The following is a 23306-nucleotide window of genomic DNA, read 5'->3' as shown; positions in this document are numbered from 1 at the left end:
GTCTCGGCTGGAAGTGTTGTAGGGAATTCGAAATTGTCGGGGGCCGCTTTGCGGCCCATCGCGACACAAGGCCGCTCCTACAAGGATTCGCCTTGAGTTGCGCGGTCCCCTGTAGGAGCGGCCTTGTGTCGCGATGGGCTGCAAGGCAGCCCCTACGGTGCTGGCACCAGACGCAAGGTACTCTGCGCCGGAATCACCCCCATCTGCGCCTTCTGGTACTGCCCCTGCACATACCCTTCGGCCTGATCCGCAAAATGCCTGTCGAACGGCACGCCACTCTGCCCGACCGGGTTGGTGGTCAGCGCCTGCCCGGCATCGGCAAAGTCGACCAGCCGCCGCGTCGACGGCCCATAGGTCACCGGCCATGGCGCCGGGCCGATCTTCGCCGAGAGGTTGTTCGGCACTTCATGGGTGCCCGGTGCGGCGAATGGGCCGACGTTGAACAGCAGGTTCAGCGGCTTTTTAACCCCCAGCGGGTGGTTGTGGGTCAGGGTATGGGCCTTGCCCCACTGCCAGCTGGCCGGGTCACTACCCAAGGTCTCCCGCAGGTGCTTCAAGCTGTTCTGCCACGCCGTGCGCACCACGGCGGTACGGTCGGTGCGCTGGTTGGCTCCGCGGGTGTTCCACCACGGCGAATCGGCATCCGCCGCCAGGCGCGGCAGGGCTGCGTCGATGGCGCGGGTGCTGATCAGCACCGGGAACCAGGTGTCGCCCAGCTCGTCATGCAGGGCCGCGAATGCCAGCTCGTAGAGGAACTGGTTGAACAGCGTGGCACTGGTCGAGTCGAGCGGGTAGTCGCCGCTCCAGGCTGCCAGTTGCTCGACCAGTTCCTTCTCTTCGTCACCTTCGGCCACTGCGCGCAGCGTTGCCAGCAGTGGTGCAAGGGTGCGCGGGCCATGGTCGCTGGCAGTGTCCAGCTGCAGCGCCTGGCTGTTTTGGGTATCCCACTTCACCTCGGCGTTGGCCAGGTGGCGGTCGAGCTGGCGGCCTCGGTCCGGCAGGTTGTAGTAACCGGGTATCGGCACCGCGGCCGGAGGCTGGTAGTTGGCCGAGACAATGTAGCCGCGCGCCGGGTTCTCCTGCTGCGGGTTGACGCTGAAGGGATAGAAGCCGAGCTTGTCGGCCTGCGCACTGGCACCGTCAAGGATGAACGCGGGGTCGACGCCGTCGGGACGGATCGGCAACTGCGCCGCCGCCCACCAGCCGATATCGCCACGGGCATTGGCCCACACCAGGTTCAGCCCCGGCGCATGCACCTTGGCCGCGGCCTCGCGCATCTTGCCCAGGGTATCGGCGCGGTTGAGCTGGTAGAAGCCGTCGAGGATCGGGTTTTCGGTCTCCAGGAACGCCCACCACATGGCGATTGGCGTGGGCCCGGCAGTGGCGCCCAGCACGTCGTTGACGATCGGGCCATGGGGCGAGCGGCGCAGGCTGAGGGTGACCGGTGCTTCGCCTTTGACGGCAATCTGTTGCTCGGTCTTTTCCAGCGCCTGCCATTTGCCATCGACCATCACCTGGTTGGCGTCGGCCGGGTTGGTGCGCTCGGCGATCAGGTCGACGTCGTCGTTCTGGAACATGGTCAGGCTCCAGCCGAAGTCGCGGTTGTGACCGAGCAGGGCGAACGGGTTGAGCGCTTGGAAGTAGCCATACAGGTTGAAGCCCGGCGCCGACAGCTCGGCCTCGTACCACACCGCCGGCACCGCAAAACCGATGTGCGGGTCGCCGGCCAGCAGCGGCCTGCCGCTGCGGGTGCGGCTGCCGGCCACGGCCCAGGCGTTGCTGCCCTCGAATTGCGGGATGCCCGCATCGCCCAGCGCGTCATGGCTGAGGCGGGCGAGGGCCTCCAGGCTTTGCCAGTCGGCAGCGGCCAGCGGTGTACTCAAGGCGCCCTCGGGCTGCCAGGCGAGATCGAAGATGTTCAGGTACTCAGGGCCCAGCTGGTCGCGGATGTAGGTCAGCGCGGGCTCGGTGCGAAACGCGGCGGCAAAGCTGTAGGCCAGGTAGCCGGCGATGCTCAGGGTGTCTTCGGCGCTGAATGGGCGCGGGGTAATGCCGAGCAGGTCGAATTCCATGGGCTTGGGGTGGCTGGCCTGCCAGCTGTTCACTCCGTCGAGGTAGGCTTGCAGGGCTTGCCAGGCGGGCGATTGCCGGTCCTGACGCTTGGCCATCAGTGCTGCCTGTTCGCGTATGCGCAGGCTGCGGAACAGGGTGTCGGTGGGCAGCAGCTTGTCGCCCAGCACCTCGGCCAGCTCACCCCGGGCCAGGCGGCGCAGGATCTCCATCTGGAACAGCCGGTCCTGGGCATGCACGTAACCGAGGGCACGGTACAGGTCCGGCTCGCTCTGCGCCTGCAGGTGCGGCACGCCGCGGGCATCGTAGCGCACGCTGACCGGCGCCTGCAGGCCGGCAATGGCCACCTCGCCCTCGCGTTGCGGCAGCTTGCCCTGCACGTACCAGTATCCGGCGCCGGCGGCCACGGCAACCACCACGGCCAACAGGGTCAGGCTGCGCTTCATGCAGGCTCCTTGTGCGTTCAAGCGAAAAATGTGGTCCGATGATCGGCGGATTCGCGAACAGAGCATAGCCCCAGGAAGGAGTTTCCATGTCCCTCAGCGAAAAACAGAAAATGCTTACAGGCCAGCTCTATCACGCTGGCTGCCCCGAGCTGCAGGCCGAGCAGATCGCCAACAAGCACTGGATGCACCGCTACAACAGCAGTGTCGAATTGCTCAACGACGCACGTCATGGGCTCCTGGTAGAGCACTTTGGCCAAGTCGGTGAAGGCGCGGTGATCCGCCCGCCGTTCTATTGCGACTATGGCTACAACATCAGCGTCGGCCGTAACACCTTCATGAATTTCAACTGCGTGATCCTCGATGTGCTGCCGGTGCATATTGGTGATGACTGCCAGATCGGCCCCAACGTGCAAATCTATACCGCCGACCACCCGCTCGACCCCGAGGTGCGCCGCACTGGGCTGGAGAGTGGCCGGCCGGTGACCATCGGCAACAACGTGTGGATCGGCGGCGCGGCGATCATCCTGCCGGGGGTGACCATTGGCGATAACGCCGTGGTGGGTGCCGGTAGTGTGGTCACCCGTGACGTGCCGGCAGGCGCGGTGGTGGTGGGCAACCCTGCGCGGGTGCGTCAGCCGGCCCAGGGGCAGTAGCAGCCCACCGCCAGGGTATTGGAGGCACTCACCTGGCGGCCGTCGAGTAGCGCTTTGAGGATCGGCTCGATGAAGCTGTTGCTGGCATTGCACACGGCGCCTTCGCTGTAGGGGCCGAAGTAGGCCAGGTGGCCTTGCCGGTCCCAGATGGCCACGGCCGGAGAGGCGGGCAGGTGTTCGCTGCCGGGCACGCTGGCGAGTGGCTTGAGGGCGGTGAGGTTGGCGGGCAGCTGGCCGTGGCTGTCGGGCTTTTGCAGTACGTGGAAGGTCACGCCCTGGCTGGCGAACTGGTTGACCAGGTCGCCCAAGTGCTGCTGGTTGCCGACGTTGCACGGGCAGGCCGGGTCCCAGAAATGCACTACCCGGATCGGGCCGGGGCCGGCCAGCTCGGGGGGCAACTGCAGCTGGCTGCCGTCGAACAGCGTGGCCTGGTTGTCGAACGGGCGCAGGTAGCGGGCCTGGAAGGTGGTGTAGGCCTGCCAGAGGATGATGGCGCCGACGATGAGGACGAGAGCCATGCACAGTGGTTTGATGATCCGAGTCTTCATGAAGGTTCCGCGGCCCCCTGTAGGAGCGGCCTTGCGTCGCGATGGGGTGCGAAGCGCCCCCAGGATTTGTGCCCCACGCTGAGATTGCCGGGGCCGCTGTGCGGCCCTATCGCGACACAAGGCCGCTCCTACAGGGGATCGGTGGTTGATGTTCGATGGTGAGCAAGCTTGCCATGGCGCGGGCCAGAGCTGAATATCCCAGATCAATACTTGCTTCACTGTGGATGTACCCAATGCCCGCTGCCTTTCACCCCGACCTCCTGCGCACCAGCCTGGCGCCGTTGACCGTTCGCCAGCCGTTGTCGGTGCAGGCGCAGGACTACCAGCGCTTCTATGGCCTGAACCTGTCGGCCCACAGCTGGCTGGGCGGCTTCCAGGCCGCAGGCTTCGAGCTGGTCGGGCAGGCCTGGCTACCCGAGCAGCCGAGCGCGACGCTGTTCCTGCTGCACGGCTATTACGACCATATGGGCCTCTACCGGCATGTGATCGATTGGGCGCTCAAACAGGGTTTCGCCGTGATCAGTTGCGACCTGCCCGGCCATGGCCTGTCCAGCGGCGAGCGGGCCAGCATCAGTGATTTCGCGGTTTACCAGCAAGTGCTGGAGGCTTTGTTCGAACAGGCGCGCACGCTGCAACTGCCGCGCCCCTGGCACCTTTGCGGGCAAAGCACCGGTGGCGCCATCGCCGTGGACCACCTGTTGTACCAGGGCGCGCGCAGCCCCATCGATGGTCAGGTCATCCTGTTGGCGCCGCTGGTGCGGCCCTGTGCCTGGCGCTGGTCGAAGCTGAGCTATCACGTGTTGCGTCACTTCGTGAATGGCATCGAGCGGCGCTTCAGCGAGAACACCAATGACCCGACCTTCCTGCCGTTCCTCGAAGCCGACCCGCTGCAACCGCGCCGCCTGCCAACGGCCTGGGTGGGCGCCTTGATTGCCTGGGTCAAACGCATCGAGGCCGCGCCGCGCAGCACGCGGCGGCCGTTGATCGTGCAAGGAGAGGCGGATGGCACAGTGGACTGGCCGTACAACCTCGAAGTACTCAAGGCCAAGTTCGCCGAACCGCAGATTCTGATGCTGCCCGAGGCCCGTCACCACCTGGCCAACGAGCTGCCGGGCATTCGCCAGCGCTACTTCGACTTCATCGACCAGCGCCTGGGCTGATCACTTCAGGTCGCTGCTGCTCTGGCCAACCGCCAGGCCTGCGCGAACGGCGGCCAGGGCGGCCTGGTAGTAAGCCTTGCCGTCTGGCGACTCGGCAAAGGTGGCGAACTCTTCCAGCTCGGCATCGGACAGGTCGCGATAGACATACAGCAGGGTGTTGTTGAGGTCTTCGCCGATCTGGCCCATCAGGCGCTGGCGCTGGCCGTCGAGCAGGTTCTGAGCCTGGCCGCCGCCGAACAGGCCGGGGATCATCGAGCTGAGGCTGTCGGCCGCCACGCCGGCGATGGCCAGGCTCACTTCGGCGCCGGCTTCGCGCGCCGGCAGGGCCTGGGCCAGGTGGCCGATTATCAGCAGGCGGTCATCGCTGGCCTGGATCTTTGGCAAGCCCTTGGCATTCCTGGCCAGTTCGTCCTTGCGTGTGGCCTTGAGCTCCGCAGCCACCACCTTGCGCCCCAGCGGCGACCGGAAGAAGGCCAGCGCCGGTGCCGGGTTGGCCAAGGTTGCGCGCAGCTGTGCCTGGGCGCGACGGTCCACCGCCTGGGCCTGGAAGCGCTGGTTGCTGTTGTTTACCAGCGCTTGGTACACGGCGGGTGGCAAACTGTTGCGGTAGCGTTCCTGGGCGGCGGTCAGGGCATCATTGAAATGGGCGCGCTGGTCGGGCCAGCCGGCGGCCTTGTACAGTTGATCCAGGTTGTCTGCCCAGACAGGCACGGTGCAGATCATCAGCAGAATCAGGGAAAACAGACGGCGCATTCAGGACTCCTGTCGGCAGGTGGCTATTGTCCGTGGCCGGGCGCCGGTTTGTCGAGATATCCGCGTGCTTCTCGGCCAAGTGGCGCTGTGCGCCAGCATGGCTAATGGATATGATGCGCGCCATGCACATCTCCCCTGAACACCCGATGCTTGCGGCCGTCGTCGACGATCTGGTCACCCATGGCTGGTCCCAGCAGGCGCTTTTTCTGCCTGCCGACCTGGTGCGCGCGCTCGCGGCCGAGTGCCGGCGCCGTGATGCCGAAGGCGAACTCAACCCTGCAGGGGTTGGGCGCGGTGCTGCCCAGGAGGTGCACGAGGCCATTCGCGGCGACCAGATCCAGTGGATCGACCCTGGCCAGGCCGAGGCCTGCGACCAGTACCTGAGCGCCATGGACCAGCTGCGCCAGGCCATCAACCAGGGCCTGTTCCTCGGCCTGGAAGACTTCGAATGCCATTTTGCCTTGTACCCGCCAGGGGCGTTCTATCGCCGGCACCTGGACCGCTTCCGCGACGATGACCGGCGCATGGTGTCGGCAGTCCTGTACCTGAATGAAGGCTGGCAGCCGCAGGACGGTGGCCAGTTGCGCATGTTCCTGGCGGACGGTGTCGAGCATGATGTCGAGCCGGTGGCGGGCTGCCTGGTGGTGTTCCTGTCGGGCGAGGTGCCCCATGAGGTGCTGCCGGCAGGGCGTGAGCGGCTTTCGTTGACCGGCTGGTTCCGGCGCCGTGGCAATGACCCCTTCTGACCTGCCCAAGGTGCTGGTCAGCGCTTGCCTGCTGGGGCAGCCGGTGCGCTATGACGGCCGCGCCAGTGGCCACCCCGACCTGTTGCAGCGCTGGCAGGCCGAAGGGCGCGTGGTGCCGTTGTGCCCGGAAGTGGCCGGTGGCTTGCCGACTCCACGGCCACCTGCAGAGATACCGGGCGGGCAGGGTGGGGAGGTGCTCGACGGTGGCGCGCAGGTGCTGACGGTGGCGGGCGAGGATGTCAGTGCCGAGTTCCTGGCCGGGGCGCAGCGGGCGCTGGAGCTGGTGCACCGGCATGGCATTCGTGTGGCCGTGCTGAAGGCTGGAAGCCCTTCGTGTGGCAACCGGTTGACCTATGACGGCACGTTCAGTGGTGTGAAGGTGGCCGGGGAAGGGGTGACCACGGCATTGCTGCGGCGGGCGGGGGTGCTGGTGTTCAGCGAGCTGGAGCTGGACGAGGCACAGCAGGCTCTGGCCGGGCTTTCAGCTTAAGTCTGTTCCGGCCCTTTCGCGGGTGAACCCGCTCCCACAGGTTCTCCACAGCCCTCAAGGCTTGTGATGTCCCTGTGGGAGCGGGTTCACCCGCGAAGAGGCCGGTACAGGCAGCAAAAATCCTATTGCCCGGACGCAGTCTCAGGCACACCCTTGAACCACTTCTGCTCAAGCTCGGCAGTCCGCCCGCTGTCCTTGAGCCGCTGCAGTGCATTGTTCACCGCGCTCTCGAACGCCGGGTTGTCCTTCTGGAACGGGATCACCAGCTGCTTCTCGCCAAACGGCAGGCTCACATCGAGCGGGCCGTCACCTTTTGGTGATTCGCTCGACGGGGTCAGTGCGATGTCGTACTTGCCACTCTCGACACCGGGCAGTACCTCTGCCGCAGGGGCTTCGATGAACTCGGCGCGCAGGTCCAGTTCCCTGGCCAGGTCCTGGCCAAACTCGATCTCGAAACCGGTCAGGTGGTCATTTTCCTTGAATGCGTACGGCGAGTTATTCGCCTGTACGGCAATGCGCAGTTCGCCCCGGTCGGCAATTTCGTCTATCAGCTCGGCCTGAGCCAATGGCGTGATCAGTACCGCCAGCATTACTCCTATGATCGAACGCATTAAAGCCCCTTTCTCTTTGGCAGATGAATAACCTTCGCCACGGCTTTCTTCCTCGCCGTGGTCGAGCGCAGCCTATGACCTTGAAGCCTCGGCATTGTTTAACCCGGATTGAAATATTTCTGCCTGACGATGTGAACATCTGGGCAAACATATCAACTAAGGTGAACCACCGCCGCCACTGGAATACTGGCGGCGGTCAATAAGTGAATCACAGGAGAAGTGAATGAACAGCCTATTTTCGCGTGCTGCCGTTGCTGGTCTGTTGATGGGAGCGTCAATGTTCGCCAGTGCCGCAGATGCCCTGAAGAGCCAGGAGCCGCCCAAGGATGCCAAGGTCTTCATCGTTTCCCCCGCCGATGGCGCCACGGTCGACAAGACCTTCACCGTCAAGTTCGGCATCGAGGGCATGGCGCTCAAGCCTGCGGGCGACAGCACCCCGCACACCGGGCACCACCACCTGCTGGTGGATGTGGATAAAGAGCCGGTGGCCGACATGGCGCTGCCATCCAGCCTGATGCCACAGGCCGGCACCGCGCTGCCGGATGGCCCGCAAGTGCTGCACTTCGGCAAGGCGCAGACCGAGACCAGCATTACCCTCACCCCGGGCAAGCACACCCTGCAGCTGGTGCTGGGTGACCAGTATCACGTGCCGTTCAAGCCGAGCGTCGTGTCGCAGAAGATTACTGTCGACGTGAAATAGGTGTCGGGTTCTTCGCGGGCTCGCCCGCTCCCACATGATCACCACTGGCTTCAAGGCTGGTGTGGACCCTGTGGGAGCGGGCAAGCCCGTGAAGCAGGCGACACCAATGTCACAGGCAAAAAAAGGGAGGCCACCAGGGCCTCCCTTTTTCATGCCGCCAGCGAACTTAGAACAGGACGCGGGAACGGATGGTGCCCTTGACCTGTTGCAGCTTCTCTTGCGCCAGGTCGGAGTACTCGGCGTCAACGTCGATCACCACGTAACCGACTTTCTCGTTGGTCTGCAGGAACTGACCGGAGATGTTGATGCCGTTCTCGGCGAAGACCTTGTTGATCTCGCTGAGCACGCCAGGGATGTTTTCGTGGATGTGCAGCAGGCGGTGCTTGCCTGGGTGCGCCGGCAGGGCAACTTCCGGGAAGTTGACCGAGGATACCGAGGTACCGTTGTCGCTGTACTTGACCAGTTTCTCGGCCACTTCCAGGCCGATGTTGGCCTGGGCTTCGGCAGTGGAACCACCGATGTGCGGGGTCAGGATCACGTTGTCCAGGCCACGCAGCGGGCTTTCGAACTGCTCGTCGTTGGAGCGCGGCTCCACCGGGAACACGTCGATGGCGGCGCCGATCAGGTGCTGGTCCTTGATGGCGGCGGCCAGGTGGTCGAGCTCGACCACGGTGCCGCGTGCGGCGTTGATCAGGATCGCGCCCTTCTTCATCGCGCGGATTTCCTTCTCGCCGATCATCCACTGGGTGGACGGCAGCTCAGGCACGTGCAGCGAAACGATGTCGGCCAGGCCCAGCAGCTCGTTCAGGCTGGTGACCTGCACGGCGTTGCCCAGTGGCAGCTTGGTCAGCGGGTCGTAGAAATACACCTGCATGCCCATGTTCTCGGCCAGGACCGACAGCTGGGTGCCGATCGAGCCGTAACCGACGATACCCAGCTTCTTGCCGCGGATTTCGAAGGAGTTGGCCGCGCTCTTGATCCAGCCGCCACGGTGGCAGGAAGCGTTCTTCTCGGGGATGCCGCGCAGCAGCAGGATGGCTTCGGCCAGTACCAGTTCGGCTACCGAACGGGTGTTGGAGTATGGCGCGTTGAACACGGCGATACCGCGCTCGCGGGCAGCTTCCAGGTCGACCTGGTTGGTGCCGATGCAGAAGCAGCCAACGGCGACCAGTTTCTTGGCGCAGTCGAAGATCTCTTCGGTCAGCTGGGTGCGCGAACGGATGCCGATGAAGTGGGCGTCGGCGATCTTTTCCTTCAGCTCGGCTTCCGGCAGCGAACCAGTGAGGTATTCGATGTTGGTGTAGCCGGCGGCCTTGAGGGTATCGACCGCGTTCTGGTGCACACCTTCAAGAAGAAGGAACCGGATCTTGCTCTTGTCGAGAGAAGTCTTGCTCATCTGCGTAAACCTGTATCCCGGAGAAAAAATGGCGAGGGTGATGCCAGGCGCAAAGGCAGCCTTAGCATGAACAGCGGGAGGGCTATGCTAGCATACGCGACACAATCTGAGCTTATCCCGACAGGTGAAGAGTGCTCAGGGTGACTATGAATAAGTCGAGAGTTCCAGCGATGACTCACCCCGCTGTTATTGATGAACTGATGACCCTTGTCGACCCTGGCAAGGTCCTGACCGACGCAGCTTCCCTGGAAGCCTATGGCAAGGACTGGACCAAGCATTACCCACCGGCGCCCAGCGCCATCGTCTTCCCCAAGACGGTGGAGCAGGTGCAGGCGATCGTGCGCTGGGCCAACACGCACAAGGTGGCGCTGGTGCCGTCGGGCGGGCGTACCGGGCTTTCCGCAGGCGCCGTGGCGGCCAATGGCGAAGTGGTGGTCGCCTTCGACTACATGAACCAGATTCTCGGCTTCAATGCCTTCGACCGCACCGTGGTCTGCCAGCCAGGGGTGATTACCCGCCAGTTGCAGGCCTACGCCGAAGAACAGGGCCTGTATTACCCGGTGGACTTCGCTTCCAGCGGTTCCAGCCAGATTGGCGGCAATATCGGCACCAATGCCGGCGGAATCAAGGTGATTCGCTACGGCATGACCCGCAACTGGGTGGCCGGGCTGAAAGTGGTCACCGGCAAGGGTGAGCTGCTGGAGCTGAACAAGGACCTGATCAAGAACGCCACCGGCTACGACCTGCGCCAGCTGTTCATCGGTGCCGAAGGTACCCTGGGCTTTGTGGTCGAGGCCACCATGCGTCTGGACCGTGCGCCGCGCAACCTCACCGCGATGGTGCTGGGGACCCCGGATTTCGACTCGATCATGCCGGTGCTGCATGCCTTCCAGGGCAAGCTGGACCTGACCGCCTTCGAGTTCTTTTCCGACAAGGGCCTGGCCAAGATCCTGGCGCGTGGCGATGTGCCGGCGCCGTTCGAGACCGACTGCCCGTTCTATGCGCTGCTGGAATTCGAGGCCAGCACCGAGGAGGTGGCCAACGAAGCCCTGGCCACCTTCGAGCACTGCGTCGAGCAAGGCTGGGTGCTGGACGGGGTGATGAGCCAGAGCGAGACCCAGCTGAAAAACCTGTGGAAACTGCGCGAGTACCTGTCGGAAACAATCTCGCACTGGACCCCGTACAAGAACGACATTTCTGTCACGGTATCGAAAGTGCCATTGTTCCTGCGCGATATAGATGCCATCGTCGCCGAACATTACCCGGATTACGAAGTGGTGTGGTACGGCCACATCGGCGACGGCAACCTGCACCTGAACATCCTCAAGCCCGAGCACATGAGCAAGGATGACTTCTTCGCTTCGTGCACCAAGGTCAACAAGTGGGTGTTCGATATCGTCAAGCGCTACAACGGCTCGATCTCGGCCGAGCACGGCGTGGGCATGACCAAGCGAGACTACCTGGGCTACAGCCGCTCGCCCGAAGAAATCGCCTGCATGAAGGCAATAAAGGCCGTGTTCGACCCTAACGGCATCATGAATCCGGGTAAGATCTTCGCACCTGAATAGAAAGCAGTATCCAGAGGAGTCGGCCATGAGTTACCAGCACCAGTACGTAGACGGCACACGCATTCACTTCCCGCTGGGCAAGGTGGTGTGCATCGGCCGTAACTATGCCGAGCATGCCAAGGAGCTGGACAACCCGATCCCCACCGAACCGCTGCTGTTCATCAAGCCGGGCAGCTGCGTGGTGCCGGCCGAGGGCGGCTTCAAGATTCCGGTCGAGCGTGGCTCGGTGCACTATGAGGCGGAAATTGCCGTGCTGCTGGGCAAGCCGCTGTCGACTCATCCGAGCGAGGAAGAGGTGCTGGACGCCATTTCCGGTTACGCCCCGGCGCTGGACCTGACCCTGCGCGATGTGCAGGCCAAGCTGAAGGAAAAAGGCCTGCCATGGGAGTTGGCCAAGTGCTTCGACGGCGCCTGCGTACTGCCGCCGTTCGTGTCAGCCGCCAGCTTCGAGGACGTGACCGACATCCCGGTGCGCCTGACCGTCAACGGCGAAGTTCGCCAGGACGGTAACAGCGCGATGATGCTGAACCCGATCGTGCCGATGATTCAGTACATGGCCGCGCATTTCTCGCTGCAGGCGGGGGATGTGATCCTTACCGGCACCCCGGCGGGCGTGGGGCCGTTCAATGTCGGTGACGAACTGGTGCTGGAGCTGCCGGGTGTGAGCCGCTTCGAAAGCCGGGTGCTCTGACTCGAAACCGCGTCGCCTTCTTCGCGGGTAAACCCGCTCCCACAGGAATATCACAAGCTTCAAACCTGTGGAGAACCCTGTGGGAGCGGGTTCACCCGCGAAGAGGCCGGTCCTGTTTACCGATTTTTCACACCTGATCCGGATAATGCGCGAACCTACGCCCATTTCCCCAGGACCCCTGCATGCCATCTCCCTCCAGCGCCCCGGCAACCCCCAAGCGTCGTTTCTTCCTGCGCTGGCCCTTCGGCCTGGCCGCGGCGGCGGTAATCGGCTATGGCGTGGCTGTGGCCATGCACTGGGATGACCGCGGCGCGCTGTGGGTCAAGGAAAGCTTCGAAAGCACCGCCGAGCGCAGCGAAAGCGTATGGCTGCCGGACTACCAGGTCGACATCGATGCCAAGCCGCTGCCGGGCATGGACGACGATGAAGCTTCGGATGTGGCCTTCAACCCGCGTACCCGCACCCTGTTCGCAGTCATGGGCAAGAACCCGATCCTGGTCGAACTGAGCCTGGATGGCGATGTACTGCGCAAGATCCCCCTCAACGGCTGGAACAACCCGGAAGGCGTCGCCGTGTTGGAAGACGGCTTCCTGGCAATTACCGATGAGCGCCTGCACGACCTGACCGTGGTCAAGGTGGATGCGCAGACCACCTCGTTGAACCATGATGATTTCCAGAGCCACGACCTGGGCCAGTCGGTGAAGAGCAACAAGGGCTTCGAGGCGGTGGCCTGGGACCCGCTGCGCCAGCGCCTGGTCATCGGCGAGGAGCGCCCGCCAAGGCTGTACACCTGGAACACCGATGGCCGCAGCCCGCTCACGGGCGAAAAGCAGCCGTTGCCCAACGATGAACTGGACCTGCGCAACCTCTCGGCGCTGGGCGTCGACCCGCGTACCGGCCACCTGCTGGCGTTGTCGGCCGATTCCAACATGCTGCTGGAGCTGGACGAGCAGGGTCAGCAGGTCAGCTTCATGACCTTGCTCGGCGGTTTCAACGGCCTGCAGGACACCATTCCGCGTGCCGAAGGGGTGGCCATGGACGACAAGGGCAACCTGTACATGGTCAGCGAGCCGGCCCTGTTCTATCGCTTCAGAAAGAACTGAGCCCAACATCCGACTTTTCGGATGCTGGCATTAAGCTTTACTTCAGTTGTTCATGGTTAGATTCGCCACCCCTATGTCGAGTCTGCCCTCATGCGCCGTTTCGTTCGCCTGTTCCTTGTCCTGGCCGCCATCGGCCTGCTCCTGCTCGGCCTGGCCGGGCAGGAGTTCCGCCTGTTCGAGCGTGGCTGGTTCAACCTCAAGGCCTGGTGGCAGCCCGCCGAGCAGAGCATCGGCCTGGACCGCTACCGGGTGGTGGTGGAGGCGCAGCCGGTCGAAGGGCTGGATGACGACATATCGGCGCTGACCTACGACCCCGACCGCAAGACCCTGTTTACCGTCACCAATGCCCGCTCGGAGCTGATCGAGCTGTCGCTGGACGGCCGCATCCTGCGCCGGGTGCCGCTGACCGGCTTCGGCGACCCGGAAGCCGTGGAGTACGTCGGGCCCAACAGCTATGTGATCACCGACGAGCGTCAGCAGCGGCTGATTCGCGTGCGCCTGGAGGACGACACGATGTTCCTCGATGCCGGCGATGCCGAGCAGCTGACCCTGGGCATTGGCCTGAACGGCAACAAGGGCTTCGAGGGGCTGGCTTACGATTCGGCGGGCAAGCGCCTGTTCGTGGCCAAGGAGCGTGACCCAATGCTGATCTACGAGGTGCATGGCTTCCCGCACGACAATCCTGAACAACCCTATGCGGTGCATGTGGTGCAGGACCGCAAGCGCGATTCGCGGCTGTTCGTGCGGGACCTGTCGAGCTTGCAGTTCGATGAGCGCAGCGGGCACCTGCTGGCGCTGTCGGACGAGTCGCGGCTGGTGCTGGAGCTGGATGTGGAGGGCCGGCCGCTGAGTACCTTGTCGTTGCGCAAGGGGTTCCAGGGGTTGCAGGCGACGGTGCCGCAGGCGGAGGGGATTGCGATGGATGAGGCAGGGACCATCTATCTGGTCAGTGAGCCGAACCTGTTCTATGTGTTCAAACAGCCAGCGGAGTGAGCAGGTGGGGCTGCTTTGCAGCCCATCGCGACACAAGGCCGCTCCTACAGGAAATCGCGTACCCCTGTAGGAGCGGCCTTGTGTCGCGAAACGAGGGCGAAGCCCTCGCAGAAGGTTACTCGGCCTTGAGGCTCTTCACGCCCTCAGAGGTACCCAGCAGCAGCAAATCTGCCGGACGCGCCGCGAACAGGCCGTTGGTCACCACGCCAACGATGGCGTTGATCTGCGCTTCCAGCTCCACCGGGTTGGTGATTTGCAGGTTGTGCACATCGAGGATCACGTTGCCGTTGTCGGTAACCACGCCCTCACGGTACACCGGGTCACCACCCAGCTTGACCAGTTGGCGCGCCACGTGGCTGCGGGCCATCGGGATCACTTCGACCGGCAGCGGGAAGGCGCCCAGCACCGGTACCAGCTTGCTGGCGTCGGCGATGCAGATGAAGGTCTTGGCCACGGCGGCGACGATCTTTTCGCGGGTCAGGGCTGCGCCGCCGCCCTTGATCAGGTTCAGGTGCGCGTCGCTCTCGTCGGCGCCGTCCACGTAGAACTCCAGTTCGCTGACGCTGTTCAGCTCGTAGACCGGGATGCCATGGCCCTTCAGACGCTGGGCAGTGGCTTCGGAGCTGGCGACCGCGCCGTCGAAGGCGGTCTTGTGCTGAGCCAGGGCGTCGATGAAGAAGTTGGCGGTCGAACCGGTGCCGACGCCGACGACGCTCTTTTCATCCAGCTTGGGCAGAATGAAGTCGACAGCGGCCTGGGCGACGGCCTGTTTGAGTTGGTCCTGGGTCATGCGGGCTCCGAGAGGGGCAGGGCGGTTTTGAAAGGAGCCTAGTATAACGGCTCGGGCGGCTTTGCTGTGGTCGCCCGACGTAGCGCTGGGGTAGACTCCCAGCCCTTGTCCCGCGGCCCAGTGATGCATTCCCGATGCTCGAACAGTACGTCAAGAAGATCCTCACCTCGCGCGTCTACGACGTTGCGGTCGAAACCCCGCTGCAGAGCGCCGGGCAGCTGAGCAAGCGCCTGGGCAACCAGATTCTGCTCAAGCGCGAAGACCTGCAGCCGGTGTTCTCGTTCAAGATCCGCGGGGCCTACAACAAGCTGGCCCAACTGACCCCGGAAGAACTGGCCCGTGGCGTGGTCACCGCCTCGGCCGGCAACCACGCCCAGGGTCTTGCCCTGGCTGCGCGCGAGATGGGTATCAAGGCCACTATCGTGATGCCCAAGACCACCCCGGAAATCAAGGTCGAAGGCGTGCGTTCGCGGGGCGGCAAGGTGGTGCTGCATGGCGACTCGTTCCCCGAGGCGCTGGCCTATTCGCTGAAACTGGTCGATGAAAAGGGCTTCGTCTACGTGCACCCCTACGACGACCCGCACACCATCGCCGGGCAGGGCACCGTGGCCATGGAGATCCTGCGCCAGCACCCAGGCCAGCTGGACGCGATCTTCGTGCCGGTGGGTGGCGGTGGCCTGATCGCCGGCATTGCTGCCTACGTGAAGTACCTGCGCCCGGAAATCAAGGTGATTGGTGTCGAGCCGGACGACTCCAACTGCCTGCAGGCGGCCATGGCGGCCGGCGAGCGCGTGGTGCTGCCGCAGGTCGGGCTGTTCGCCGACGGCGTGGCGGTGGCTCAGATCGGCCAGCACACCTTCGATATCTGCCGCCATCATGTGGATGAAGTGGTCACCGTCAGTACCGACGAGATCTGTGCGGCTATCAAGGATATCTACGATGATACCCGCTCGATCACCGAACCTGCCGGTGCCCTGGGCGTGGCGGGCATCAAGAAGTACGTCGAGTTGTACGGTGTGGCCGGGCAGACCCTGGTGGCCATCGACTCCGGTGCCAACGTCAACTTCGACCGCCTGCGCCATGTGGCCGAGCGTGCCGAGCTGGGTGAAAAGCGCGAAGCGATCATCGCCGTGACCATCCCTGAGCGCCCGGGCAGCTTCAAGGCCTTCTGCGAGGCTATCGGCAAGCGCCAGATCACCGAATTCAACTACCGCAAGCACACCTCCGACGAGGCGCATATCTTCGTCGGCGTGCAGACCCACCCGGAAAACGACCCGCGTGCGGCGCTGGTACAGCAACTGACCGAGCAGGGCTTCCCGGTTACCGACCTGACCGACAACGAGCTGGCCAAGCTGCATATTCGCCACATGGTCGGTGGCCATTCGGCCGGTGCCAGTGACGAGATGGTGCTGCGCTTCGAGTTCCCCGAGCGGCCGGGGGCGCTGTTCAACTTCCTCAACAAGCTGGGCGGGCGCTGGAACATCTCGATGTTCCATTACCGCAACCATGGTGCCGCTGACGGACGCGTGGTGGCGGGGTTGCAGGTGCCGGAGGACGAGCGCCACCTGGTGCCGGCGGCGCTGGCGAAGATCGGCTACCCGTACTGGGACGAGACTGACAACCCGGCTTACAAGCTGTTCCTGGGCTGAGCGGCTAAGCTGGGGCTGATGGCCCTTTCGCGGGCTTGCCCGCTCCCACAGGTACTGCGCAGGCTTCAGGGCCTGTGATATCCCTGTGGGAGCGGGCAAGCCCGCGAAGAAGCCTGCACAAAATGGCCTGCTTAAGGACAACCGAGACATGGAACACCTGACCACCCTCAAGACCCTGCACATCATCGCCACCGCGCTCCTGCTGCTGGGTGCTCTGGGCTTGGCGCTCTGGACCGTGCGCGCCCGCCGCCAGGGCGATGCCGAGGCCTACGCCAAGCTGCTGCGTCGGCCCCTGGTGTTCGTCTGGCTGGTGATGGGCCTGTGCCTGGTGAGCATGCCGTTCACCGGCTGGTGGCTGGTGCACCTGGTGGGCTGGCCGCTGGGGCAGACTTGGGTGCTGGCGTCCAGCGTCATCTATACGCTGGGCGCGTTTGCCGTGTGGTGGCTGCTGGTGCGGTTGAACCGGCTGCGCAAGGCCGAGGTGGTGGGGTTGCGCTTTACCCTGGCACTGGCGGTGTTCAGTGGGGTTTGCTTCCTGTCCATCGCCGGGCTGATGGGGGCCAAGCCGGTCTGACAGCTTTGTGCTGTATGTGCTGGCCTCTTCGCGGGTAAACCCGCTCCTACAGGGTCTGAGCAAGGCTTGAGGGCTGTGCAGTACCTGTGGGAGCGGGTTTACCCGCGAAGAGGCTGGCACAGTAAAACCTCAATCCCGCAGCGAAACCACAGGCCACCCGCGCATCTCGGCCTCCGCCCGCAGCTTCGGGTCGGGGTCCACCGCCACCGCATGCGCCACTCGCTGCAACAACGGCAAATCGTTCATCGAGTCGCTATAGAAATAGCTGTCCTCAAGATCGAAGCCGTTCTCCAGCATCCAGCGTTCCAGCCGCGTCACCTTGCCTTCACGGAAACACGGTATATCGGTACTACGCCCGGTATAGCGGCCATCACGCATCTCGCATTCGGTCGCCAGCAACACGCGAACCCCCAGGCGCCGGGCAATCGGTGCGGTGACGAAGCGGTTGGTGGCGGTGATGATCACCAGCTGGTCGCCGGCCTCGCGGTGCTGCTGCAGCAAGGTCAGCGCCTTGGGCAGGATGATCGGCTCGATGCAGGCGCGCATGAAGTCGCGGTGCCATTCGTCGAGCTGGGCTACCGGTGTTGCCGCAAGGATTTCCATGGAAAAGGCCAGGTAGGCCTGCAGGTCCAGGGTGCCGTTCAGGTAGTCCTGGTAGAAGCCATCGTTGCGTTGCTTGTAGGTAACCGGGTCGAGGATGCCGCGCTGGCAAAGGTAGTCACCCCAGGCATGGTCGCTGTCGCCACCGAGGAGGGTATTGTCCAGGTCGAATAAAGCCAGGCGCATCGCGGTCACTCGCATAAGCCACAGGGTAGGCCCGCAGAATACGGAGTTTTCACGCTGCTGCACATAAGCTTGGCGGGCGCGTTGCTGCGCTCGCAAGCTTTGTGGAACAATGCGGTGACATGCGTTTGCGAGGTTGCTGCCGTGATCGACCCGGATGGTTTTCGCCCCAATGTCGGGATCATTCTCACGAATGATGCCGGGCAGGTGCTATGGGCTCGACGGATCAACCAGGATGCCTGGCAGTTTCCCCAGGGTGGCATCAACCCTGACGAGACGCCGGAAGATGCCCTGTACCGCGAGCTGAACGAAGAAGTTGGCCTTGAACGCGATGATGTGGAAATTCTTGCCTGCACCCGTGGCTGGTTGCGTTATCGTTTACCCCAGCGACTGGTGCGTACGCATAGCCAGCCGCTGTGCATCGGCCAGAAGCAGAAATGGTTCCTGCTGCGTCTGGTCAGCAACGAACAACGGGTGCGGATGGACCTGACCGGCAAGCCGGAATTCGACGGCTGGCGCTGGGTCAGCTATTGGTACCCGCTGGGCCAGGTTGTGACATTCAAGCGCGAGGTCTACCGACGCGCCCTGAAAGAGCTAGCACCGCGTCTGCTGACGCGCGACTGACGACGGAGTTCGACCCCGAGCCATGCTCAATACGCTGCGCAAGATCGTCCAGGAAGTAAACTCCGCCAAAGATCTCAAGTCGGCGTTGGGGATCATTGTCTTGCGTGTCAAGGAGGCCATGGGCAGCCAGGTCTGCTCGGTCTACCTGCTCGACCCGGAAACCAACCGCTTCGTGCTGATGGCCACCGAAGGCCTGAACAAGCGCTCCATCGGCAAGGTCAGCATGGCCCCCAACGAAGGCCTGGTCGGCCTGGTCGGTACCCGGGAAGAGCCGCTGAACCTGGAAAACGCTGCCGACCACCCGCGTTACCGCTACTTTGCCGAAACCGGCGAGGAAAAATTCGCCTCCTTCCTCGGTGCGCCGATCATCCACCACCGCCGCGTGGTCGGGGTATTGGTCATCCAGCAAAAGGAGCGCCGCCAGTTCGACGAGGGCGAAGAAGCCTTCCTGGTCACCATGAGCGCCCAGCTGGCAGGGGTTATCGCCCACGCCGAGGCCACCGGCTCGATCCGTGGCCTGGGCCGCCAGGGCAAGGGTATCCAGGAGGCGCGCTTCGTCGGTGTACCGGGCTCGCCAGGCGCCGCCGTGGGGCGCGCAGTGGTGATGCTGCCGCCAGCCGATCTGGAAGTGGTACCGGACAAGACCGTCGATGACATCGACGCCGAGCTGAAGCTGTTCCAGAACGCCCTCGAAGGTGTGCGCGACGATATGCGCAAGCTGTCGGCCAAGCTGGCCACCCAGCTGCGCCCGGAGGAGCGTGCACTGTTCGATGTGTACCTGATGATGCTCGAAGACGCGGCCCTGGGCGGTGAGGTGACGGAGGTCATCAAGACCGGCCAGTGGGCTCAGGGCGCACTGCGCCAGGTGGTGGGCGAGCACGTCAACCGCTTCGAGCTGATGGACGATGACTACCTGCGCGAGCGCGCCTCCGACGTCAAGGACCTGGGCCGGCGCCTGCTGGCCTACCTGCAGGAAGCCCGCGCGCAGTCGCTGGTGTATGCCGACAACACCATCCTGGTCAGTGAAGAGCTGACCCCGGCGATGCTCGGTGAAGTGCCGGAAGGCAAGCTGGTCGGCCTGGTCTCGGTACTGGGGTCGGGCAACTCCCACGTCGCCATCCTGGCTCGCGCCATGGGCATCCCCACGGTGATGGGCCTGGTCGACTTGCCTTATTCCAAGGTCGACGGCATCGAGATGATCGTCGACGGCTACAAGGGCGAGGTGTTCACCAACCCCAGCGAAGTGCTGCGCAAGCAGTACAGCGACGTGGTCGAGGAGGAGCGCCAGCTGGCCCAGGGCCTGGATGCCCTGCGCGAACTGCCGTGCGTTACCCCGGACGGCCACCGCATGCCGCTGTGGGTCAACACCGGCCTGCTCGCCGACGTAGCCCGTGCCCAGCAGCGTGGCGCCGAAGGGGTGGGGCTGTACCGCACCGAAGTGCCGTTCATGATCAACCAGCGCTTCCCCAGCGAAAAAGAGCAGCTGGCCATCTACCGCGAGCAGCTGGCGGCCTTCCACCCGCTGCCGGTGACCATGCGTACCCTCGACATCGGTGGCGACAAGTCGCTGTCGTACTTCCCGATCAAGGAAGAAAACCCGTTCCTCGGCTGGCGCGGCATTCGCGTCACCCTCGACCACCCGGAAATCTTCCTGGTGCAGACCCGCGCCATGCTCAAGGCCAGCGAGGGGCTGAACAACCTGCGTATCCTGCTGCCGATGATTTCCGGCATCCACGAGCTGGAAGAGGCGCTGCACCTGATCCACCGCGCCTGGGGCGAGGTGCGTGACGAAGGCACCGATGTGCCGATGCCACCGGTTGGCGTGATGGTGGAAATTCCTGCGGCGGTGTACCAGACCAAGGAGCTGGCGCGGCAGGTGGACTTCCTGTCGGTCGGTTCCAACGACCTGACCCAGTACCTGCTGGCGGTGGACCGCAACAACCCGCGGGTCGCCGACCTGTACGACTACCTGCACCCGGCGGTGTTGCAGGCGCTGAACACGGTGGTGCGCGACGCCCATGGCGAAGGCAAGCCGGTGAGTATCTGCGGTGAGATGGCCGGTGACCCGGCAGCGGCGATCCTGTTGATGGCCATGGGCTTCGACAGCCTGTCGATGAACGCCACCAACCTGCCGAAGGTGAAGTGGATGCTGCGTCAGGTGAATATGAGCAAGGCCAAGGAGCTGCTGGTGGAGGCCTTGAGTCATGACAACCCGCAGGTTATCCACAGCTCGCTGCAACTGGCCCTGAAAAACCTTGGGTTGGCGCGGATGATCGGGCCTGGGGCCAATAAAACCCTCTGAATGTGGGGTGCCTGTTCCGGCCTTTTCGCGGGTAAACCCGCTCCCACAGGTACAGCGCAGCCTTCAGATGCGGCGCAGTACCTGTGGGAGCGGGTTTACCCGCGAAGAGGCCGGAGCAAGCAACATCAAATTATCAGACCAGCAACTCAACTTCCCCCAAGTGCCCACCAAAGGGCCCGAAACTGCGTTCAACCAGTCGCCTTTTTCCCTGATCATCCACAATCAGAGCCGTGCTCGCCCGCGTCCCGTAGTTCTGGCTGGCAATGAACACACTCGACAGCAGCTTCTCGGTCGCCAACCCCACGCCCGTCTCCGGCAACTCGCCCTCCGGCGCCGGTTCGGCATCGGCCAGCAACGCCAGCAAGCGCTGTGGCTCTGGCGTCTCCAGTAACCCTTCCAGCCCACTGCGCGCCTTCACCAGCTTCGGCCAAGGCGTATCCAGCCCGGCATTGGAAAGCCCGTAAACCCCGGCCTCCAGCAAGCGCGGCGCCGCGTCCCGGGCATGCAGATAGCCCAGCTGCCGCCCATCGCCCACCAGCAGGTTGAACCCTGAATATTGCCTGCTGCGGCTGGCCACCTGGTCCAGATAGGCCTCGACCCCCAACTCCCCCTGCAGATACGCCGCCACCAGCTCGCCCCGCGAGCGCGGCCCCAAAGCCTGCGCCGGGTCGCGAATATTGGTCAGCGCCGCGAACCGCCCCTGCGGGCCGACGCCCAGCCAGGTGCCGCCGGCCTCCAGGTCGCGCCCGGCATATACCCCGGGTGCATCCTCCCAGGCCGCCAGGGCCTGGGTGGGGCGGGCATAGAACTCATCGCGGTTGGCCGCCACGATCAGCGGCAGGGCATGCCCCGGCCGCCAGGCGAATACGATCAGGCACATCGGTCGGGCCTCTGGGTTTTTTGCCACTGTACCCACAGCGGCGGGGAGGATCCATCCTGACACACTGTTCACTAGAGCCCCGAGCCCGGCTTCCGTTACCATGCCGCATTGTTTTTTCGGGGAAGACGAATGGAATTCGTGCTCTATCTGCTGTTGGGCGCCTGCGCCGGTGTGCTGGCCGGGCTGTTCGGCGTGGGCGGCGGTATCATCATCGTGCCGGTGCTGGTGTTCAGCTTCACCTTGCAGGGTTTCGATGCCTCGGTGCTGACCCACCTGGCTGTCGGTACGTCGCTGGCAACCATCGTCTTCACCTCGATCAACGCCGTGCTCGAGCACCATCGCAAGGGCGCGGTGCAATGGCCGATCTTCGCCTGGATGACCCTCGGCATCCTCCTCGGGGCCGGTGTCGGCGCCAAGACCGCCTCGCTGATCCAGGGGCCACTGCTGCAAAAGATCATCGGTGTGTTCGCCCTGGTCATCGCCGCGCAGATGGCCCTGGACCTCAAGCCCAAGGCCAGTCGCGGCATCCCCGGCAAGCCCGCGCTGATCGGTGCAGGTGGGGTGATCGGCTGGGCTTCGGCCATTTTCGGCATCGGCGGCGGTTCGCTGACCGTGCCGTTCCTGACCTGGCGCAGCCTGCCCATGCAGCAGGCAGTGGCCACGTCTTCGGCCTGTGGCCTGCCGATTGCCTTGGCCAGTGCCCTGAGTTTCATGCTGCTGGGTTGGCACGAGGAGCACCTGCCGGCCCACAGCCTGGGTTACGTGTACCTGCCGGCGCTGCTCGGCATTGCCGTGACAAGCATGTTTTTCGCCCGCTTCGGCGCGCGCCTGGCGCACAAGCTGTCGCCACGTTTGTTGAAACGCCTGTTCGCAGCCCTGCTGTTCTGTGTCGGCCTCAGCTTTTTGATTTGAATCGAGAGGAAGTTCCATGCTGCCTTACCCGCAGATAGACCCCGTGGCCGTGGCCATCGGGCCGCTGAAAATCCATTGGTACGGCCTGATGTACCTGGTCGGCATCGGCGGTGCCTGGCTGCTCGCCTCGCGCCGGCTGAACCGCTTCGACCCCACCTGGACGCGCGAAAAGCTCTCCGACCTGGTGTTCTGGCTGTCGATGGGTGTGATCGTCGGTGGTCGCCTGGGCTACGTGCTGTTCTACGACCTGCACGCCTACCTGGCCAATCCGACGCTGATCTTCGAGGTGTGGAAGGGTGGCATGTCGTTCCACGGCGGTTTCATCGGCGTGATGCTGGCGGCCTTGTGGTTCGGCAAGCGCAACAACAAGTCGTTCTTCGAGCTGATGGACTTCGTCGCGCCGCTGGTGCCGATCGGCCTGGGGGCCGGGCGCATCGGCAACTTCATCAACGCCGAGCTGTGGGGCAAGGCCACCGACGTGCCATGGGCGATGGTCTTCCCACCGTTCAGCGACCCGGCGCAGCTGCCGCGTCACCCATCGCAGCTGTACCAGTTCGCACTCGAAGGTGTGGCGCTGTTCCTGATCCTCTGGGCGTTTTCGCGCAAGCCGCGGCCGACCATGGCGGTATCCGGCATGTTCGCGCTGTTCTACGGCATCTTCCGCTTCATCGTCGAATTCGTCCGCGTACCGGATGCCCAGCTTGGCTACCTGGCCTGGGGCTGGCTGACCATGGGTCAGATTCTGTGCGTGCCGATGATCCTGGCTGGCCTTGGCCTGATCTGGTGGGCTTATAATCGCAAGCCTACGGCGAAACCCGCCTGATTAATCCCACGGCAGGGGCGATCCCCCTGCCGTTTTTGCTA

General features: G+C 64.0%; 23 protein-coding genes. 15 read left to right on the top strand and 8 right to left on the bottom strand.

All coding sequences use genetic code 11. The features are described from left to right. Positions 1 to 152: 152 nt before the first annotated feature. Entirely contained in the window at positions 153 to 2516 is a 2364-nt protein-coding gene (locus ABNP31_RS24950) for a penicillin acylase family protein (protein ID WP_350012859.1), read from the bottom strand. Between the two features lie 86 nt (positions 2517 to 2602). On the opposite strand from ABNP31_RS24950, the gene ABNP31_RS24945 reads away from it, so the two are divergent. Further along, positions 2603 to 3169 (top strand): sugar O-acetyltransferase, encoded by a 567-nt coding sequence (locus tag ABNP31_RS24945; RefSeq protein WP_025341014.1) that lies wholly within the window; start codon positions 2603 to 2605, stop codon positions 3167 to 3169. Here the strand turns inward: ABNP31_RS24945 and ABNP31_RS24940 are convergent. After that, entirely contained in the window at positions 3148 to 3717 is a 570-nt protein-coding gene (locus tag ABNP31_RS24940) for a DUF6436 domain-containing protein (protein ID WP_085664321.1), read from the bottom strand. The two genes, ABNP31_RS24945 and ABNP31_RS24940, sit on opposite strands and share 22 nt — an antisense overlap. A 233-nt stretch (positions 3718 to 3950) precedes the next feature. Between ABNP31_RS24940 and ABNP31_RS24935 the strand changes: the two genes are divergently transcribed. Beyond that, positions 3951 to 4877 (top strand): alpha/beta hydrolase, encoded by a 927-nt coding sequence (locus ABNP31_RS24935; protein WP_085664322.1) that lies wholly within the window; start codon positions 3951 to 3953, stop codon positions 4875 to 4877. Here ABNP31_RS24935 and ABNP31_RS24930 read toward each other — a convergent pair whose 3' ends face one another. Next, complete coding sequence (locus ABNP31_RS24930; RefSeq protein WP_003258544.1) at positions 4878 to 5630, bottom strand: DUF2059 domain-containing protein; 753 nt, start codon at positions 5628 to 5630, stop codon at positions 4878 to 4880. Between the two features lie 113 nt (positions 5631 to 5743). Here ABNP31_RS24930 and ABNP31_RS24925 point away from each other — a divergent pair, with 113 nt between their 5' ends. Beyond that, positions 5744 to 6376, top strand: coding sequence for a 2OG-Fe(II) oxygenase (locus ABNP31_RS24925; protein ID WP_350013435.1), 633 nt, complete (start codon positions 5744 to 5746; stop codon positions 6374 to 6376). Further along, a complete protein-coding gene (locus ABNP31_RS24920) occupies positions 6363 to 6866 on the top strand; it encodes a DUF523 domain-containing protein (protein ID WP_025341010.1) in 504 nt (167 codons plus the stop codon). The genes ABNP31_RS24925 and ABNP31_RS24920 overlap by 14 nt, the downstream gene beginning before the upstream one ends. Positions 6867 to 6988: 122 nt before the next feature. On the opposite strand, the gene ABNP31_RS24915 is transcribed toward ABNP31_RS24920, so the two are convergent. Beyond that, a complete protein-coding gene (locus tag ABNP31_RS24915) occupies positions 6989 to 7477 on the bottom strand; it encodes a substrate-binding periplasmic protein (protein WP_085664324.1) in 489 nt (162 codons plus the stop codon). A 223-nt stretch (positions 7478 to 7700) separates the two neighbouring features. On the opposite strand from ABNP31_RS24915, the gene ABNP31_RS24910 reads away from it, so the two are divergent. After that, on the top strand, positions 7701 to 8177 hold the full coding sequence (locus ABNP31_RS24910) for a DUF4399 domain-containing protein (protein ID WP_025341008.1): 477 nt from the start codon (positions 7701 to 7703) through the stop codon (positions 8175 to 8177). 166 nt (positions 8178 to 8343) lie between these two features. Here ABNP31_RS24910 and serA read toward each other — a convergent pair whose 3' ends face one another. After that, complete coding sequence (serA, locus tag ABNP31_RS24905; RefSeq protein ID WP_085664325.1) at positions 8344 to 9573, bottom strand: phosphoglycerate dehydrogenase; 1230 nt, start codon at positions 9571 to 9573, stop codon at positions 8344 to 8346. Positions 9574 to 9743: 170 nt separating this feature from the next. Here serA and ABNP31_RS24900 point away from each other — a divergent pair, with 170 nt between their 5' ends. The 4 genes from ABNP31_RS24900 to ABNP31_RS24885 all read left to right on the top strand — a co-directional run bounded on the left by ABNP31_RS24900 (position 9744) and on the right by ABNP31_RS24885 (position 13928). Beyond that, positions 9744 to 11141 (top strand): FAD-binding oxidoreductase, encoded by a 1398-nt coding sequence (locus tag ABNP31_RS24900; protein ID WP_238067045.1) that lies wholly within the window; start codon positions 9744 to 9746, stop codon positions 11139 to 11141. A gap of 25 nt (positions 11142 to 11166) precedes the next feature. Next, positions 11167 to 11832, top strand: coding sequence for a fumarylacetoacetate hydrolase family protein (locus ABNP31_RS24895; RefSeq protein ID WP_019472496.1), 666 nt, complete (start codon positions 11167 to 11169; stop codon positions 11830 to 11832). 182 nt (positions 11833 to 12014) lie between these two features. Further along, entirely contained in the window at positions 12015 to 12935 is a 921-nt protein-coding gene (locus tag ABNP31_RS24890; protein ID WP_085614576.1) for an SdiA-regulated domain-containing protein, read from the top strand. A gap of 90 nt (positions 12936 to 13025) precedes the next feature. Continuing rightward, positions 13026 to 13928 (top strand): SdiA-regulated domain-containing protein, encoded by a 903-nt coding sequence (locus ABNP31_RS24885; RefSeq protein ID WP_085664327.1) that lies wholly within the window; start codon positions 13026 to 13028, stop codon positions 13926 to 13928. Positions 13929 to 14043: 115 nt separating this feature from the next. Here ABNP31_RS24885 and rpiA read toward each other — a convergent pair whose 3' ends face one another. After that, a complete protein-coding gene (rpiA, locus tag ABNP31_RS24880; protein ID WP_013974672.1) occupies positions 14044 to 14718 on the bottom strand; it encodes a ribose-5-phosphate isomerase RpiA in 675 nt (224 codons plus the stop codon). Between the two features lie 134 nt (positions 14719 to 14852). Between rpiA and ilvA the strand changes: the two genes are divergently transcribed. Next, positions 14853 to 16367, top strand: a complete 1515-nt coding sequence (gene ilvA, locus ABNP31_RS24875) for a threonine ammonia-lyase, biosynthetic (protein WP_085664328.1) — start codon at positions 14853 to 14855, stop codon at positions 16365 to 16367. Between the two features lie 148 nt (positions 16368 to 16515). Then, positions 16516 to 16941 carry a DUF2269 domain-containing protein gene (locus ABNP31_RS24870; RefSeq protein ID WP_015272187.1) on the top strand — a complete coding sequence of 142 codons (426 nt, stop codon included), beginning with the start codon at positions 16516 to 16518 and terminating at the stop codon, positions 16939 to 16941. Positions 16942 to 17070: 129 nt separating this feature from the next. Here ABNP31_RS24870 and ABNP31_RS24865 read toward each other — a convergent pair whose 3' ends face one another. After that, positions 17071 to 17727, bottom strand: a complete 657-nt coding sequence (locus ABNP31_RS24865) for an HAD family hydrolase (RefSeq protein WP_350012858.1) — start codon at positions 17725 to 17727, stop codon at positions 17071 to 17073. 141 nt (positions 17728 to 17868) lie between these two features. Here ABNP31_RS24865 and ABNP31_RS24860 point away from each other — a divergent pair, with 141 nt between their 5' ends. Beyond that, positions 17869 to 18348, top strand: coding sequence for an RNA pyrophosphohydrolase (locus ABNP31_RS24860; protein ID WP_003249017.1), 480 nt, complete (start codon positions 17869 to 17871; stop codon positions 18346 to 18348). 22 nt (positions 18349 to 18370) lie between these two features. Then, positions 18371 to 20650, top strand: coding sequence for a phosphoenolpyruvate--protein phosphotransferase (ptsP, locus tag ABNP31_RS24855; RefSeq protein ID WP_013974668.1), 2280 nt, complete (start codon positions 18371 to 18373; stop codon positions 20648 to 20650). Positions 20651 to 20783: 133 nt separating this feature from the next. Here ptsP and ABNP31_RS24850 read toward each other — a convergent pair whose 3' ends face one another. After that, a complete protein-coding gene (locus ABNP31_RS24850) occupies positions 20784 to 21530 on the bottom strand; it encodes an NRDE family protein (RefSeq protein ID WP_350012857.1) in 747 nt (248 codons plus the stop codon). Positions 21531 to 21659: 129 nt separating this feature from the next. Between ABNP31_RS24850 and ABNP31_RS24845 the strand changes: the two genes are divergently transcribed. Continuing rightward, on the top strand, positions 21660 to 22442 hold the full coding sequence (locus tag ABNP31_RS24845; RefSeq protein ID WP_024087873.1) for a sulfite exporter TauE/SafE family protein: 783 nt from the start codon (positions 21660 to 21662) through the stop codon (positions 22440 to 22442). Positions 22443 to 22458: 16 nt separating this feature from the next. Continuing rightward, complete coding sequence (gene lgt, locus ABNP31_RS24840) at positions 22459 to 23265, top strand: prolipoprotein diacylglyceryl transferase (protein WP_013974665.1); 807 nt, start codon at positions 22459 to 22461, stop codon at positions 23263 to 23265. Positions 23266 to 23306: the final 41 nt, after the last annotated feature.

The sequence above is a fragment of the Pseudomonas asiatica genome, assembly GCF_040214835.1.
GTDB lineage: Bacteria > Pseudomonadota > Gammaproteobacteria > Pseudomonadales > Pseudomonadaceae > Aquipseudomonas > Aquipseudomonas putida_Z.
This window is presented reverse-complemented; position numbering and strand designations above follow the sequence as displayed.